Here is a 16,526-nt window from a genome sequence, read left to right on the forward strand (position 1 = left end):
TCGGAAAATAGGTCTTTTGGAACTGTCATTTAGGCTTGCTCCCCTTAAGATTAAGATGTTGATGCATTATTTTGCATCAATAGGAGCGAGGTGAACAAATGCTTGGTTTGTTGTTTACAGCATTCAAAAAAAAGCGTTCTTTAGAATCGACCGTCTTGAAAATTCAACAAGGCGATTTAAGCCTTCGAAATGATACCATAGAATCATTCAAGCCTTTTATAGCTAAAACCGTCTCATCCGTTTGCAGACGTTACATATATGAAACAGATGATGAATTCAGTATTGGATTGATTGCATTTAATGAAGCAATCGATAAATATTCTCCTGAAAAAGGAAGTTCGTTACTGGCATTTGCAGAAACCCTTGTTAAAAGGAGGGTTATTGACTATTTGCGGAGCCAGTCAAGACGTAAAGAAATGACTGTGGATCTTGCAGTGGACGAAGAAAATAACCAAAACCAAAGTTATTTCGATGATAAAAATTCCATACAAGAATATGAAAAGCAATTGGAATCAGAAAAAAGAAGTGAAGAAATTCATCTTTACATAAATGAATTAAAAGATTTTGGTCTGTCGTTTGACGATCTTGTCGAAGTTTCTCCGAAACATGCTGATGCTAGGAAAGGAGCAATCATGATAGCTAAAATGCTAATGGAAGATGACGAGTTAAAAGAAATCCTGTTTACCAAGAAACGTCTTCCTGTTAAGCAGCTAGAGGGTAGGGTGGAAGTGAGTCGAAAAACAATTGAACGGAACCGAAAGTATATCATTGCTGTGGCCATAATACTGAATGGGGATTTCCTGTACTTGAACGAGTATATTAAAGGGGTGATTAATGGATGAAAAAAGGAGTTGTTCTTTCTATAAATAAACGTTTTGTCACTCTTTTAACCCCTGAAGGCGAGTTCTTAAAAACTAAAAGGAAAGCCCGGCCCTATAAAGTAGGAGAGGAAATTACCTTTTCGACTGTTAAACCATCGTTTAATTTTTCTTTATCTACCTTTCATTTTTCAGCAAAGAAAACCGTCGTACTCAGCTTGACATCCAGTTTTCTTATTCTCATTTCCCTCCTTCCGTCATTGTTTTCTGACCATGTCTCGGCTTATATGACGATCGATGTGAACCCAAGTATTGAATTGGAACTTAATGATGAACTGGAGGTTCTCAAGCTCACTGGACTTAATGGAGATGGGAAGTTGGTGATTAGGGAAATTTCAAACTGGAAAGGCAAGAATGTTAAAACGGTCACGAATCGTATCGTGAAGACCACAAAACAACTTGGTTATTTGAAAGGGAAAAAACAAATTGTGGTTTCAACAACTTTATTGGATGAGAATAAAGAACTGGATAAGAACCTAAAATCAGAAATTAATAAAATCTCAACTCAGGATAATATCGCCCAAACAAAGCTGAAAGTTATCCCAGCAACAGAAAGTGACCGCAAACACGCAAGGGAGCAGGGGATATCTACCGGAAAATATGTGGAAAAGAAGCTCGAGAAAAAGGAGAAGGAAAAAGGGGACACAAGGAAACCGGTACAGGGAAGTAACGCGAATCATTCAAGACACAGTGAAAATAATAGTAGCAAACGTGAATTACATAAAAAAGAAGCCGGAACAATACCTGAAAAAAATAAAGAGCTCGAGCAAAAGGAAAAAGCGGTAAAATCTTTAAGGGCTTCAGTAGAAGAGTCAACCAGAAAAAAGGAAGAATCGCCTCAGAAAAAACAAAAGGTGAATAATCCTAAAGTAAAAGCACCAAAGCAGGAGCCATCAAAGCCAAAGCCACAAAAGGAAAAAGCGTCAAGGCCACAGCCACAAAAGGAAAAAGCACCAAAGCCACAGCCACAAAAGGAAAAAGCACCAAAGCCACAGCCACAAAAGGAAAAAGCACCAAAGCCACAGCCGCAAAAGGAAAAGGCAGCAAAGCCAAAGCCACAAAAGGAAAAGGCAGCAAAGCCAAAGCCACAAAAGGAAAAGGCAGCAAAGCCAAAGCCACAAAAGGTGAAAGCACCAAAGCCACAGCCGCAAAAGGAAAAGGCAGCAAAGCCAAAGCCACAAAAGGTGAAAGCACCAAAGCCACAGCCGCAAAAGGAAAAGGCGTCAAGGCAGCAACTGCCAAAGGAAAAAGCACCGAAACAACCACCCCATAAAGAAAAAGCAACAAAACAAAATAGTGAACATTCCCCTAAGAAAAATGAAATCGATTTTCACCATAAATAGAGCCCAGCTAATAGCTGGGCCCTTATCCATTATATTCAGTTAGGTTAATTATTGACCTTTAAGCTGAGATTGTGCCTGCTGGACAAGTCGTTTTGTGATTTCTCCACCAACCGAACCATTTGCTCGGGCTGATGTATCTGAACCCAATTGAACACCGAATTCTGAAGCAATTTCATATTTAATTTGATCTAAGGCCTGTTCAATTCCAGGCACAAGAAGTTTATTGCTGCTACTATTATTAGCCATTTTATTTTCCCCCTTATTGGTTCAGCGGTTTTTCCGCTGTAATTATAGTATGAGTAAAACGGTTGTTTTTACTTATAGGACGGATGTCAAATTTATTGGTAAACCTACCTTATTGTTGTAAGTAAGTCAGTTCCTAAAAGGTAATGGAAAAATCATCGAAAAAAGAGTACACTAAGATAGATTTTGTAACAATCATCGATTACGTAGAGTAAGAAAGGAAAACTGCATGGTTGCTATTAAAAAGCTATTATCAAAATTAACGCCAGCCCAACTTATCGTTGGTTATTACTTTATGGCCGTCAGTGTTTCTACAATACTGCTTAGTTTGCCAGTTGCTCTAAAACCTGGAGTGAGATGGGGATTCATGGATGCACTTTTCACTGCGGTTAGCGCAGTAAGTGTGACAGGATTAACCGTAGTCAATACAGCTGAGGTATTCAGTAACACGGGCTATTTCATCTTAATGTTCGTTCTCCAATTTGGCGGAATTGGCATAATGACACTTGGAACTTTTTTTTGGTTGATTTTAGGCAAGAAAATTGGGATCAAAGAAAGACAGCTGATCATGACTGACCAGAATCAGACTAATCTTTCGGGTCTTGTTAAGTTATTGATTCAAATTATAAAGATTTTTGTCGTAATTGAATTAATTGGAGCTCTTATTTTAGGTGTTTACTTCCTGAATTATTATCCAGATTGGAAGGCAGCCTTGGTCAATGGACTCTTTTTAGCGGTCAGTTCCACTACAAATGCTGGTTTTGATATTAGTGGTGTTTCCATGATCCCTTTCAAAAGCGATTATTTCGTCCAATTTATCACGATTATCCTCCTGATTCTGGGGGCAATCGGATTTCCGGTCTTAATCGAATTAAAAGAGTTTTTGTCGAATAGTTCGCGTAGTTATAAGTTTCACTTTTCCTTGTTTACAAAGCTCACCTCGGTGACTTTTTTTGGTCTTATCATTGGAGGAAGCATCCTTATCTATCTCCTTGAAATCAAGGGCTTTTTTCACGGGAAAAGCTGGCATGAATCACTTTTCTACTCATTATTCATGTCGTCGAATACGAGAAGTGGTGGCCTTTCCACGATGATTGTTAGCGAGTTTTCGGAACCGACCTTATTACTGATGAGCATTCTAATGTTTATTGGAGCATCGCCTAGTTCTGTAGGTGGTGGCATACGGACGACGACCCTTGCTATCATGATTCTCTTTTTGTGGAACTTCATGCGGGGGAGAAAGTCCATTAAAGTATTCAAAAGGGAAGTGCATCCTGATGATACCCGAAAAGCAACGGCTGTCATGATAATGGGTTCCTTGCTATGTATCCTGGCGATTTTCGTTTTGACTATAAGCGAGAACTTCACTTTGATGCAGATCATTTTTGAAGTTTGTTCCGCTTTCGGTTCAGTAGGTCTTTCGATGGGCATTACTCCGGAATTGAGTAATGTGGGCAAAGTTGTCATTATGATAATTATGTTTATTGGTCGGGTTGGAATTACCTCCTTCCTCTATATCATCGGTCATAAAGAAGTTACAGAGAACTACCATTATCCTAAAGAGCGTGTCATAATTGGCTGATTATTAAATAATAAAGATGAACCTTTCCGTTATTGGAGAGGTTTTTTTGGTTAATAGCAGGAATTGCAGATATTTTATGGAATTTTACTTTAAAGAGATTGTTTACCATATATAACCAAATCCAGAGCGAATCGGACAAAAAATTTTATTGTTAGTATGGGAGGTGTAAGATTGAATACCTATGTTGGCAGACTGGTTGTCCCCACCCTATTTTCCGCATTGCAACTACCCTATATAGTTTGGCTTTACGCCGAGTCACGGAAAGTCCCTGTAGTAGGAATATTCTATCTTGCCATTATTGCTGCCGTTGCATGGTTGTTAGGAGCCGTCTATGATAAAAAACAAAGGATCATTGAATTATTGAAAGATAGCGAAGGACGTTATCGCATTATTTCTAAATCCTCTAAAGAGTTGCTTAACAGCTTCAACGAAGTGATTTTTAAAACGGATGAAAAAGGGAAATGGCAATATTTGAATCCAGCATGGAAAATGATGAGCGGAAGGACTGTCAATGAATCACTGGGTCTCCATTTTTCAAAAGAAATAGATAAGACATCTTATCATCGCATTTTGAAAGCGTTTGCAAATTCCTTCCGTGAAGGAAAGCGATATTTCCGTGTCGACATTAAAATGAAGAATCGAAATAATGAAGGGTCTTGGGTAGAAGCGTTCGTTAAATTAGTCTATGACGACGGTGGTGAATTCATTGGGACGGCGGGCATATTATCGGAAATCAATGAAAGGAAACATGCAGAAGAAAAACTTGTAAGCCTGAATGAACATTTAGCCATTACCTCCAGCAAGTTATCCACAGCTGCCCAACTTGCAGCTGGTATTGCCCATGAAGTCCGAAATCCTATGACTTCCATCTTGGGGTTTGTAAAATTAATCAAAGATGGGTCTGAAAACAAACAGGAATATTATGATATCATTTTCTCGGAAATTAGCCGAATCGAGCAAATCCTCAATGAATTATTGTTACTTTCGAAGCCTAGTAAAACTGAATTTTCGGAAAAAAATCTAATCGGTATTTGCAATCATGTTTTAACGTTGTTGGAGACAAATGCTGTTCTTAATAATATCCAAATTCATAAAAACTTTGATGAAGACCCGATTTTAATTTACTGTGATGAAAATCAAATCAAGCAGGTACTAATTAACCTTATAAAAAATGCGATTGAGTCCATGGCGAATGGTGGTAACATTTGTGTCAATATTCAAGAAAAGGATCACGAGGTTTCAATAGGCATATTGGACGAAGGGGAGGGAATACCAGAACACTCGATTCAAAAAATTGGCGAACCATTCTTCACGACGAAATCGTCAGGTACGGGGTTAGGTCTTTCTGTATGTTTCAAGATCATTGAAAATCATGGGGGAAAAGTGTTCATAACAAGTGAGAGAGCAAAAGGAACGAAAATTGTTTGTATCTTTCCTACCTGCAAAACCAGTGAAAAAAAGGAGGTACCTTTTAAAATAATGAATCAATTTTCAGAAAATAAAATTTAATTATTGAAAATATTGTAAAAATAATAATATAATGGAAAAGAATGAACATACCGACCAGTTAGTTAGTAAAAGGGAGGAATGAATGTGAATTTCGAACACACTCAAAAAGTGAAGGACTTAGAAAAAAAGTTAATCGGTTTCATGGAACAACATGTCTATCCAAATGAGGCCGTCTATCAAAAGGAATTAGAAAAACAAAACAGTCGCTGGAGTGCCATACCGCCCATTTTATCTGAATTGACGGGTAAAGCGAAGGAAGCTGGACTTTGGAATTTGTTTTTACCTGATAGTGAACACGGAGCAGGTTTAACCAATCTTGAATATGCACCACTTTGTGAAATCATGGGAAGATCCATGATAGGACCCGAAATATTCAACTGTAATGCACCGGATACGGGAAATATGGAAGTTTTGGTTCGTTATGGAACGGATGAGCATAAAGAACGCTGGCTTAAACCCTTGCTTGCCGGGGAAATAAGGTCTTGTTTTTCGATGACTGAGCCTGAAGTGGCCTCTTCCGATGCAACTAATATTGAATGCAGAATTGTAAGGGAAGGTGATGAATACGTCATCAATGGTCGAAAGTGGTGGTCATCTGGGGCTGGAGATCCGAGGTGTAAAATTGCAATTGTCATGGGTAAGACCAATGCCGAAGCACCCAAACATGAGCAGCAATCGATGATTCTGGTGCCGCTAGATACACCCGGCGTCAAAATTGAACGTATGCTTTCTGTTTTTGGTTATGACCATGCTCCACATGGACATGCTGAAATCACATTTACTAATGTCAGGGTCCCTTCTGAAAACATCCTCTGGGGTGAAGGGAAAGGATTTGCCATTGCTCAAGGAAGACTCGGACCTGGCAGGATCCATCACTGCATGAGGCTAATCGGTGCAGCTGAAAGAGCACTTGAAGAATTATGTAAGCGTATACAAGAACGTGTAGCATTCGGTAAGCCTTTGTCGAAACAGGGGGTGATCATGGAGTGGGTGGCCGATTCGAGGATTGAAATTGAACAAGCCAGACTTTTGACTTTAAAAGCTGCTTATATGATGGATACTGTTGGAAATAAAGAAGCGAAAGCTGAAATAGCCATGATAAAGGTAGTAGCTCCCAATATGGTATTGAAGGTGATAGACCGTGCAATCCAAGGCTTTGGTGCTGCAGGGGTTTCAGGTGACTTCCCGCTTGCTGCCCATTGGGCCAATGCTAGAACATTGCGGCTAGCGGATGGCCCAGATGAGGTACACCGTCAACAGGTGGCTAAAATCGAACTTCGTAAGTATCAAAAGGATGAGGTGAAAATATGAAAATAACCGAGTTATTCGACTTAACTGGAAAGACGGCGATAATTACTGGCGGTGGAAGGGGATTGGGCGAACAGATAGCGACCGGTTTTGCCGAGGCTGGGGCCAATGTCGTCCTGTGTTCAAGAAAGAAGGCCGCGTGCGATGAAGTTGCCGCCCGCGTGGAGGAACTTGGCGTAAAGGCGCTTTCCTTTAAATGCGATATCACAAATCCTGCCGACGTACAAGAAGTCGTGAATGAAACGATCCGGAAATTTGGCTCCATCGATATCTTGGTGAATAATAGCGGTGCATCCTGGGGAGCATCGGCCATCGACATGCCCCTTGAGGCCTGGAACAAAGTGATGAATGTGAATGTAACGGGTACCTTTATCATGTGCCAGACTGTTGGCAGGATCATGATTGAGCAGGGATATGGAAAAATCATAAACATCGCCTCGGTTGCCGGTCTGGGCGGTACGAATCCAAACATACTGGATGCCGTTGGCTATAATACGAGCAAGGGAGCGGTCATAACCTTGACAAAAGATTTAGCCGCTAAATGGGGTCAACATAATATCAACATAAATGCGATAGCCCCGGGTTTCTTTCCCACAACCATGACGAAAGGCGTGCTAGCTAAAGGGGAAAGTCCTATTCTCGATTCCACTCCGCTCAAAAGATTAGGCAACGAGGATGACTTGAAGGGTGCTGCTGTATACCTCGCCTCAAAAGCTTCAGATTATGTGACGGGCAATATCCTGATTGTTGATGGCGGTTCTCATGTCATGTAGAAAATAGAATCAAAAATGGCTGGAGGGTATGTAATGAATAATAAAAGATGGCTGTCCGTTTATCCTGATTCAATCTTGAAGGAAATTGAAGTCCCTGAAGTCCCGGTGCAACAGATCCTCCAAAAGGCATTTGAGTCCTATCCAAGCAACACAGCGATCACTTTTTATGGGAGAAAGATTTCGTACAAAGAGCTCTTCTTTGCATCACAGGCTTTTGCTTCCGCCCTTCAAAAAAAGGGAGTGCAAAAGGGTGATCGCGTTGCCCTCATGCTACCTAACTGTCCTCAATACGTTATCGCCTATTATGGGGCCTTGACGGCAGGGGCAATCATTACCCAAGTCAATCCAATGTTGGTCGAAAGGGAGCTTCAGCAAATTCTACAGGATTCCGGAGCCGAGACGATTGTCATTTTAGATGGATTGTATCCAAAAGTGAAGAGCGTACACCCCAATGGGAATGTGAAAAATGTCATTGTAGTCAGTCTCCAGCCATCTGAAGCGGATTTTCAACCCGATGTTGCTTTTGACCAGTTTTTGAAAACGGGTGACGGTAACATAATCCCTGTTTCATTTGATTCTGTAAATGATATAGCCGTCCTTCAATATACAGGAGGAACAACGGGACGATCCAAGGGTGCCATGTTGACGCATCGCAACATCTTGGCCAATGTCATTCAGTCTTATGAATTTTTTAAACATGAGTTGAAAATGGGAAGGGAACGAACGTTGACGGTCATCCCGCTTTTCCATGTGTTTGGGATGCAGTCTGCAATGAATTTGTCCATTTATACTGCGGGGGATTCGATTATGCTCCCTCGTTTTGAAATAGAAGAAGTACTTGAAACAATCAAGCGTGAACAGCCAACTACTTTTCCTGGAGTACCGACAATGTACGTCGCTTTGACGAATCATCCTAAAGCCGAAGAATACGGCATGGATTCTATACACCTTTGTAACAGTGGCAGTGCACCGATGCCCGTTGAGTTGCTTCGTGAATTCGAGAGGAAATCAGGTGCGAAGATATTGGAAGGATATGGACTTTCAGAAGCATCCCCAACCACACATTGCAATCCGGCGTTTGCTGAAAGAAAGCCAGGGAGCGTGGGGATTGGTTTCCCATCGACGGATTATAAAGTAGTGGACCTGGGGGAGGGATTGAGTGAAGTATCACCAGGGGAATTGGGAGAACTGGTGGTTAAAGGCCCACAAGTGATGAAAGGGTACTGGAACATGCCGGAGGAGACAGCGGTCACATTGAGAGATGGATGGCTTTATACGGGGGACATCGCCAAAGTGGATGAGGATGGATATCTCTATATTGTAGATCGGAAAAAGGATTTAATCATTGCTAGCGGATATAACATTTATCCGCGTGAAGTGGAAGAGGTACTTTATGAGCATCCAGCCGTCCAGGAAGCGGTGGTAATCGGAGTTCCAGATGCGTATAGGGGAGAAAGCGTAAAAGCGGTACTTGTTCTTAAAAGTAACCAGGAAACCAGCGAACAGGAAATCATCGATTATTGCCGGAAAAACTTATCGGCTTATAAAGTCCCTCAATTAGTTGAATTTCGAGATGCACTTCCAAAAACAAATGTCGGGAAGATTTTAAGGCGCGCTTTAAGAGAAGAAATGACTAGGAAATAAGAAGAGGCATGATTGTACGAAAGCGTATGGTATCAATTCAACTGATAGTTTAACAGAATGCGGGGATTACACACATGAAAGATAAAATGACGGAACATGGCATACGCTTATTCGAACAGAAAGGCTTCAGCGAAACGTCCATTCAGGATATTGTCGAATCGGTAGGGGTGACAAAAGGAACGTTTTATTATTACTTTACAAGTAAAGAACAGCTACTGATGGATATTCATCTCGCTTATATCAATGAACTGCTAATTGGGCAGGAAACGATTCTTCAGGATACTAGTAAAGGATGTAAGGATAAGCTGTTCGATATGGTTTATATGCTTTTAAAAAGCATCAAGTCCAAAAAGTCGAGTGCAACCATCTTTTTCCGCGAAATGAAAAACCTCAGCAAAGATAAATTGGATCAAATCCTTCCGAAGCGGGATGAATTCCGCAATAAAATAGAAGGATTGTTGATAGAGGGGGGCAAACGGGGGGAATTCCGTTCTACTCTTGATACCTCTATTATCTCATTTGCCATTTTGGGTGTGGTCAATTGGAGTTATCAATGGTTCGACCCTGATGGAAAAAAGACAGATCGGGAAGTGGCCGAAATATTCATGGAAATGATTTTACATGGAATTAATGAATAAACGAGTTAAAAAGGGAGGGTGACTCAATGTCGACCAATAAGATACAGTCGATATCGGTAATCGGGGCAGGACAGATGGGACATCAAATTGCGATGCTTGCTGCCCTAGGCGGATTCAATACGGTATTACAGGATGTCCAGGACACTGCTTTGCAATCGGCAAAGGAAAAGTTAGAGGCAATCATGAATAAATGGGTGCAAAAAGGAAAGCTGAGTGAAGACAGTAGATTGGCAGCCTTCACCCGTCTTCAATTTACGACCGATTTGAATAAAGCCGCCAGCAATGCCGATTTGATTATTGAGGCGGTAGTCGAAAAAATTGAAGTGAAGCAGGAGGTCTTCGCTAAACTAGAGCAATTTGCACCGGCAAACACCATTTTTGCGACAAATAGTTCGACTATCGTGAATAGTTTACTTTCCGGGGTGACGAACCGTCCGGATAAGTTCATCAATATGCATTTCTTTTTCCCGCCTCTTGTCATGGATTGCGTGGAAGTGGTCATGAGTGATCAAACATCCGAAGAAACAGCGAAGCTTGCATTAGAAGTCACGGAGAAAATGAATCGGACAGGAATTTTACTACGCAAGGAAATTTCCGGGTTCGTCGCAAATCGCATATTGGGGGCGTTGCAACGGGAAGCCCTTTATTTATATGAAGAAGGGATAGCGGATTATAAGGACATCGATTTGATTTGCCGTAAAGCTTTAAGTCACCCCATTGGCCCATTTGAATTGATGGATTTGTCTGGTATTGATGTGGGTTACTACGTTATGCAGCAACGTTATAAAGAAACAGGTAATCCAGAAGATAAACCTAATGCCTGTATAGAGGAAAAGGTGAAACAAGGTAATTTAGGAAGGAAAACTGGAAAAGGCTGGTACGACTATACAAATCAAGGAGTGAAGAATGTATGACAAACTTAGTGAGAGTGGAAAAAGAAAATCAGCTTGCGATTGTGACAATTGATAATCCGCCGTTGAATGTGATCAGCAGACAGGTATTTCAAGGATTGTCCGAAGTTTTCACACAACTTAAAGATGATAATGAAATTGTTGCCGTGCTCATTACCGGGTCTGGAGATATGGCGTTTGCCGCAGGTGCGGACATAAAAGAATTCCCACAAATGATGGGCAATCCAAATATGAAGGAGACGGTAAGAGAAAGCCATGGGGTTTTAACTCAGATTGACCAATTTCCTAAACCGACCATCGCTGTTTTGAATGGAATGACTTTAGGTGGTGGATGTGAATTGGCACTGGCTTGTGATTTGCGTGTTGCCGAAGTAGGCGTGCAAATCGGTTTACCGGAAGTGAAATTAGGGTTATTTCCAGGAGCTGGGGGCACGCAGCGTTTGTCGAGACTTGTAGGAAATGCTAAAGCGAAGGAAATGATCTTTACTGGAGATCCACTTTCTGCTCAGGAAGCAGAAAAAATTGGGCTCGTCAATAAAGTCGTGGATGTGGGAAGCGCGTTAAACGAGTCTAAAAAGTTGGCATCCCGAATGACGAGGCATTCATTACAGGCCCTATCAAGGATTAAGAAGGCCATCAATGAAGGGAGCGAATCCACACTTGAACAAGGGTTGGAGCTTGAAACGAATCTTTTTGAGGAAATCTTTCAAACGGAAGATGTGAAAGAAGGAGTTGCAGCATTTTTGGAAAAGCGGAAACCCGCGTTCTCCCATCGCTAAAAATTAGGAGGTATATTATGCATGAACTTAATGTGAACGTGCGTTTTTCTGAAACGGATGCATTGGGACATATCAATAACACCAGTTATTTTATTTATCTTGAAGAGGCCCGAATGAAATTCTTTGAAGCGCTGGGATTGGCCTCGAATATCGAAGACTGGAATTTCTTACTTGCTTCGACAAAATGCGATTTTATTACCCAAGGGTACTTTAACCAACTCTTATCCGTTCGAACATATTTGACAAAGGTAGGGACGAAAAGCTGTGAGATGAGCCATGATATTATTTGTTCGCAAACGGGAGAGACCATCGCAAAAGGAACGGCGATATTGGTTTGCTTTAATTTCGGGGAACAAAAAAGCGAACCCATTCCTGAAACGATTAAAGAAAGATTAGTCTCGCATATTGTCCATAGCTAGTTTACTAAAGTACAAGGGGTGAAGGGAACGATGGATGATACCATTCCTGTTCGTTCAGGGGAGGAGCTCGGTGTTAAAAGACTAGAGGCATTCCTCCAGGAAAAGATAGTGGATTTGCCAAATGATCCATTGGAAGTGCAACAGTTCTCGACAGGATATTCCAATTTGACCTATCAACTTAAAGTCGGTGAGTGGGAAGCAGTATTGAGGAGACCTCCACTTGGTCCGGTCGCTCCAAAAGCCCATGATATGAAACGGGAGTACCATATTCTTTCTTCCATCCATCCGTATTTTCAAGCAGCGCCTGAACCCATCCTGTTTTCGGATGATGTCTCGGTTGTGGGCTCCCCTTTTTTTCTAATGGAAAGAAAACATGGAATAGTAATAGATTCCATGTTTCCTAAAGATATTGTCCCGACTGTGGAAAAGTGCCGTCAACTATCCACTATCATGGTGGATCAGCTTGCGGATCTTCATTCCATTCCATATGAAAAGACGGGATTAGCTCAAATTTCAAAGCCTGATGGATTTATGGAGAGACAGGTACACGGGTGGATTTCCCGATATGAACGGGCAAAGACGGATGAAATCAAGGAAGTGGGACCGCTCGTTGCTTATTTACAAAAGAATATGCCGCGTTATAGTCAAACCTCGATCATTCACTATGACTTTAAGATCAATAATGCGATGTTCAACCAGAATTTAAGCGAGATGGTCGGTCTTTTTGATTGGGAAATGTCGACGGTCGGTGATCCGCTGGCTGATTTAGGCGTTGCCTTAAGCTATTGGACGGAAAGTGGCGACCCAGAAATGGTCAAATCCGGTTTGGGCCAAGCATCGCTTACTACTATGGATGGTTTTTTATCAAGGAATGAATTTATCGAAGCCTATGCTGTGAGAAGCGGTAGAGACGTTTCTACCATCGATTATTATTTGACATTTGGCTATTTCAAGTTAGCTGTGATTCTTCAGCAAATCTATTATCGGTATGAATTGGGGCAGACCAAGGATATACGCTTTTCTTCATTGGGGAAAATGGTGAAAAGTTTAATTACTCATGCTGCCCACGTAGCCGCAAAGGAAGCCTGATTAGATGAAACAGACGATGCAGCATATACACTTGCTATTGAAAAAAGAAGAAATCAACAGGGACAAGCTTCTAGATGGGGAGAAAGTCGCCATCGTACTAGATGTGCTATTAGCAACCACGACCATCGTGTCTGCTCTTCATAATGGAGCGGAGCAGGTAATCCCTGTCCTGAGCCCTGCCGATGCCGAATTGAAAAGCAAAGATATGACTCAAGGGGAATGCCTCCTTGCCGGGGAAATGAGGGCCCAACCTATTGAGGGCTTCATCTATCCGAGTCCGACGCTGTTGAATAAGCTAGTTCAGGGTAAAACGCTTGTCTTATCGACAACTAATGGCACAGTGGCCCTACAAAAATCAAGTTCGGCCAAAAAGGTGTATATTGCCTCTTTACTGAATAATCCATCCGTTGCAGAAAAAATCAAAAACGTTCACCAAACGGAAACCATTGTTATTGTGTGTTCGGGCAATTCGGGTGAATTCAGTATGGAAGATTTTTATGGGGCCGGCCATTTGATTCATTGTTTGGTCAATGGGACACAAGATGCGTTCCTGTTAAATGATGCAGCGAAAGCAGCATGTGCCTTTTATAGCACGAATATCAACAGTGCCTTTGAAATCCTCCAAACTTCGCATGTTGGTCAGCTGTTTGAAGATCATGATTTAAATGGCGATTTGAGGTTGGCAACTCAAAAAGGGTCGATAACCCTTGTTCCGGAGTTGATAAATGGAAAAATACAAACTGTGAAGAATAGGCAGCAGACATAAAGGGTCGATAAGGTAAGAAGGAAAGGTGTGAAACAATGAGATTCTCACAATCCATTGCTGTAATAACAGGTGCAGGTTCGGGTATTGGGAAAGCGACAGCATTAAGGTTAACGGATGAGGGTGCACAGGTTTTATTAGTAGGAAGGACGAAAAGGAAGCTGAAAGAAGTGGCGGCTGAGATCAATGCCCGCCATACTATCCCGCTGGCTGACATTTTTCCTGCTGATGTTACGGATGAGGAAGACGTTAAAGAGCTGGCCATGTATGTTACCGAACAATACCGGGATCTTCATATTTTGATAAACAACGCGGGAGGATCGAGGTCCTCCAAACTTTTAGATACCTCCACAGAAGTCTGGGATATGATCCAAGATGTCAATTTGAAAAGTGTCTTTCTTGTCTCAAAATATTTAGGGAAGGTGATGAAAGAAGCGGCAAGCCATGAACTTGACTCTGCCGGCAATCGGGCCATCGTCAACACGGCCTCACTATCCGCCCATCAAGCAGGGGCCCATATCCCGCATTACAGTTCTGCTAAAGCTGGTGTACTTAGTCTGACGAAGTCATTGGCACTTGAACTGGCTCCATACGGAATCCGGGTTAATTCGGTATCACCGGGATTCATTGAAACTCCATTAACGGAGGATGGCTTGCAGAATGAGAAATTCCTGAAGTCGATACAAAGAAACACGGTCCTCGAAAGAGTAGGGAAGGCAGAGGAAATCAGTAACGTCATCGCATTTGTCGCTTCACCTGAAGCCTCATACATGACAGGCACCGATATTTTAGTGGATGGTGGATGGTTAATCAAATAAAGGGGGATGAAGACATGTTAAGAGAACATTTATTAACGGAGGTTTCCAATCATGTATTGCTGGTGACTTTGAACCGGCCTGAAAGTTTGAATGCCTTTAGTCCGGATATGATAGCGGACTTAACCAATACGATTGTTGATGTTCGGCAGAATTCTCAAATAAGAGCCATCGTAATCAGGGGAGCCGGACGGTCATTTTCCGCCGGAGGGGATGTCAAATCGATGGGCCAGGCCACTGCCGTACAAATGTATGACCATGTCGGTAAACTGAATGATTGTATATTGGCGATGGATTCCTGCGAGGTTCCCATTATTGCCGCGGTACATGGATTTGCTGCAGGGGCTGGTTTTAATTTGGCACTTGCTTGCGATTTAATCGTGGCTGCAGAGGATAGCCAATTTGCTATGAGTTTTTCAAAGGTAGGGTTAATTTCGGATGGAGGTGGTTCATACTTTTTACCCAAATTAGTGGGACCGCATCTTGCCAAACAACTCTTTTTCTCGGCCGAACCGATTTCGGCCGAACGTTTACATCAGTTAGGCGTTATCAATCATGTATTTCCATTGAATCAACTTGAAGAAGAAGTGTTAAAGATAGCCGACAAGCTGGCACATGGGCCAACAAAAGCCTATGGAATGATGAAAAAACTTGTGAGTCATTCGTTTACGGCTTCACTTGAGGAAATACTTGAACAGGAACGGATTACCCAAACCCTAATGGGGACAACTGAAGATCATATAGAAGGGGTTACTGCATTCAAAGAGAAACGAAAGCCGAAATATACGGGGAACTAAAAGAGGGGGAAGAAGATGAAAGCCATACAATTTGAAGCCTATGGTGGACCTGAAGTTCTAAAGTTGACAGAAAAGGAAAAACCCACGCCTACCGGATATGAAGTGTTGATTGAAATTGACTGTGTCGGGGTTAACTATGCCGATACAGCCCGGCGAGAAGGGCAATATGTCGTACCAACGCCGCTCCCGTTTATTCCAGGTGCAGAAGTGGCAGGGGTTGTGGTGGAAGTAGGCGAAAAAGTAACCAAGATCAAGGCTGGAACTAGGGTTGTGAGTTTGATTGAATCAGGCGGCTATTCCGAATATGCCTTGTCCAATGAATTCTCCGCCATTCCATTACCGGCTGAAATCTCTTTCCATGATGCGGTTGCTTTACCCCTTCAAGGGCTAAGTGCGTATCACATCTTAAAGACGATGGGACGCCTGCAGGCTGGGGAAGCGGTACTTATCCATGCAGCAGCCGGGGGCGTTGGAACGATTGCAGTCCAGCTTGCAAAGATTTTCGGGGCAGGGAAAGTAATTGCCACAGCTAGCACCGAAGAAAAACTGGAACTCGCAAAAGAGATGGGGGCGGACGTACTCATTGATTATACGAAAGAGGGATGGGAGCTCGAAGTGAGAGAGGCGACAGACGGTAAGGGCGTGGATGTTGCCCTTGAAATGGCAGGAGGGGACATTTTCAATAAGACCCTGAAATGTCTGGCTCCTTTTGGTCGCATAGTCGTTTTTGGCAATGCTAGTCGTGAGCTATATACGATGAATCCTCAGAATTTAATGCGCCGTAATCAATCCGTCATAGGTTTTTTCCTACCCCAGATCATGAAAAGACCGGATTTGCTTGTACCGAGTATCGAAGAACTTTTCTCTTATGTAGCCTCAGGTAAACTAAAGATGACCATCGGAGGTATTTATCCAATCGAACAGGCTGCAGCGGTTCATGAAGAAATGAACGCGCGTCAAACGAAAGGGAAATTGATTTTGCAGATTAAATAAGGAAAAAGGGTGTCCTTGAAGTTTCAGGATGCCCTTAAATTT

At 42.2% G+C, this 16,526-nt stretch carries 17 protein-coding genes; 16 read left to right on the forward strand and 1 reads right to left on the reverse strand.

Features of this window, described 5'->3' with window-relative positions:
- Positions 1–98: 98 nt before the first annotated feature.
- Together sigI and ACIQXQ_RS05550 are read left to right on the forward strand one after the other, a co-directional pair.
- Entirely contained in the window at positions 99–842 is a 744-nt protein-coding gene (gene sigI, locus ACIQXQ_RS05545) for an RNA polymerase sigma factor SigI (protein ID WP_402867930.1), read from the forward strand.
- Positions 839–2,221, forward strand: a complete 1,383-nt coding sequence (locus ACIQXQ_RS05550) for an anti-sigma factor domain-containing protein (protein WP_402956072.1) — start codon at positions 839–841, stop codon at positions 2,219–2,221. Before sigI ends, ACIQXQ_RS05550 begins: the two co-directional genes overlap by 4 nt.
- 48 nt (positions 2,222–2,269) lie before the next feature.
- Here ACIQXQ_RS05550 and ACIQXQ_RS05555 read toward each other — a convergent pair whose 3' ends face one another.
- Positions 2,270–2,467 (reverse strand): alpha/beta-type small acid-soluble spore protein, encoded by a 198-nt coding sequence (locus tag ACIQXQ_RS05555; protein WP_402867932.1) that lies wholly within the window; start codon positions 2,465–2,467, stop codon positions 2,270–2,272.
- 226 nt (positions 2,468–2,693) lie between these two features.
- Between ACIQXQ_RS05555 and ACIQXQ_RS05560 the strand changes: the two genes are divergently transcribed.
- The 14 genes from ACIQXQ_RS05560 (at position 2,694) to ACIQXQ_RS05625 (ending at position 16,484) form a co-directional block, all read left to right on the forward strand.
- Positions 2,694–4,046: a TrkH family potassium uptake protein gene (locus tag ACIQXQ_RS05560; RefSeq protein WP_402956074.1), complete on the forward strand. Its 1,353-nt coding sequence runs from the start codon at positions 2,694–2,696 to the stop codon at positions 4,044–4,046.
- 171 nt (positions 4,047–4,217) lie between these two features.
- Positions 4,218–5,555: an ATP-binding protein gene (locus ACIQXQ_RS05565; RefSeq protein WP_402956076.1), complete on the forward strand. Its 1,338-nt coding sequence runs from the start codon at positions 4,218–4,220 to the stop codon at positions 5,553–5,555.
- A gap of 141 nt (positions 5,556–5,696) precedes the next feature.
- Positions 5,697–6,866, forward strand: a complete 1,170-nt coding sequence (locus tag ACIQXQ_RS05570) for an acyl-CoA dehydrogenase family protein (protein ID WP_402956487.1) — start codon at positions 5,697–5,699, stop codon at positions 6,864–6,866.
- Positions 6,863–7,636 (forward strand): SDR family oxidoreductase, encoded by a 774-nt coding sequence (locus tag ACIQXQ_RS05575; protein WP_402956078.1) that lies wholly within the window; start codon positions 6,863–6,865, stop codon positions 7,634–7,636. The genes ACIQXQ_RS05570 and ACIQXQ_RS05575 overlap by 4 nt, the downstream gene beginning before the upstream one ends.
- A 33-nt stretch (positions 7,637–7,669) precedes the next feature.
- A complete protein-coding gene (locus tag ACIQXQ_RS05580) occupies positions 7,670–9,280 on the forward strand; it encodes a long-chain-fatty-acid--CoA ligase (RefSeq protein WP_402956080.1) in 1,611 nt (536 codons plus the stop codon).
- A 74-nt stretch (positions 9,281–9,354) separates the two neighbouring features.
- Entirely contained in the window at positions 9,355–9,918 is a 564-nt protein-coding gene (locus tag ACIQXQ_RS05585; protein ID WP_402867937.1) for a TetR/AcrR family transcriptional regulator, read from the forward strand.
- 26 nt (positions 9,919–9,944) lie between these two features.
- On the forward strand, positions 9,945–10,832 hold the full coding sequence (locus ACIQXQ_RS05590; protein WP_402956082.1) for a 3-hydroxyacyl-CoA dehydrogenase family protein: 888 nt from the start codon (positions 9,945–9,947) through the stop codon (positions 10,830–10,832).
- Entirely contained in the window at positions 10,829–11,608 is a 780-nt protein-coding gene (locus ACIQXQ_RS05595) for an enoyl-CoA hydratase/isomerase family protein (protein WP_402867939.1), read from the forward strand. The genes ACIQXQ_RS05590 and ACIQXQ_RS05595 overlap by 4 nt, the downstream gene beginning before the upstream one ends.
- Positions 11,609–11,625: 17 nt before the next feature.
- The gene (locus ACIQXQ_RS05600; RefSeq protein WP_402867940.1) at positions 11,626–12,027 is read left to right on the forward strand and encodes an acyl-CoA thioesterase; all 402 of its coding nucleotides are present in this window, start codon (positions 11,626–11,628) and stop codon (positions 12,025–12,027) included.
- A 30-nt stretch (positions 12,028–12,057) separates the two neighbouring features.
- A complete protein-coding gene (locus ACIQXQ_RS05605; RefSeq protein ID WP_402956084.1) occupies positions 12,058–13,116 on the forward strand; it encodes a phosphotransferase family protein in 1,059 nt (352 codons plus the stop codon).
- Between the two features lie 4 nt (positions 13,117–13,120).
- Positions 13,121–13,882: a 2-phosphosulfolactate phosphatase gene (locus ACIQXQ_RS05610; protein WP_402956086.1), complete on the forward strand. Its 762-nt coding sequence runs from the start codon at positions 13,121–13,123 to the stop codon at positions 13,880–13,882.
- 35 nt (positions 13,883–13,917) lie between these two features.
- Positions 13,918–14,697: an SDR family NAD(P)-dependent oxidoreductase gene (locus ACIQXQ_RS05615; RefSeq protein ID WP_402867943.1), complete on the forward strand. Its 780-nt coding sequence runs from the start codon at positions 13,918–13,920 to the stop codon at positions 14,695–14,697.
- 14 nt (positions 14,698–14,711) lie between these two features.
- Complete coding sequence (locus tag ACIQXQ_RS05620) at positions 14,712–15,491, forward strand: enoyl-CoA hydratase/isomerase family protein (protein WP_402867944.1); 780 nt, start codon at positions 14,712–14,714, stop codon at positions 15,489–15,491.
- Between the two features lie 15 nt (positions 15,492–15,506).
- Entirely contained in the window at positions 15,507–16,484 is a 978-nt protein-coding gene (locus ACIQXQ_RS05625; protein WP_402867946.1) for a quinone oxidoreductase family protein, read from the forward strand.
- Positions 16,485–16,526: the final 42 nt, after the last annotated feature.

Origin of the sequence: Peribacillus sp. NPDC097198 (assembly GCF_044762055.1) — a bacterium.
Taxonomy (GTDB): domain Bacteria; phylum Bacillota; class Bacilli; order Bacillales; family DSM-1321; genus Peribacillus.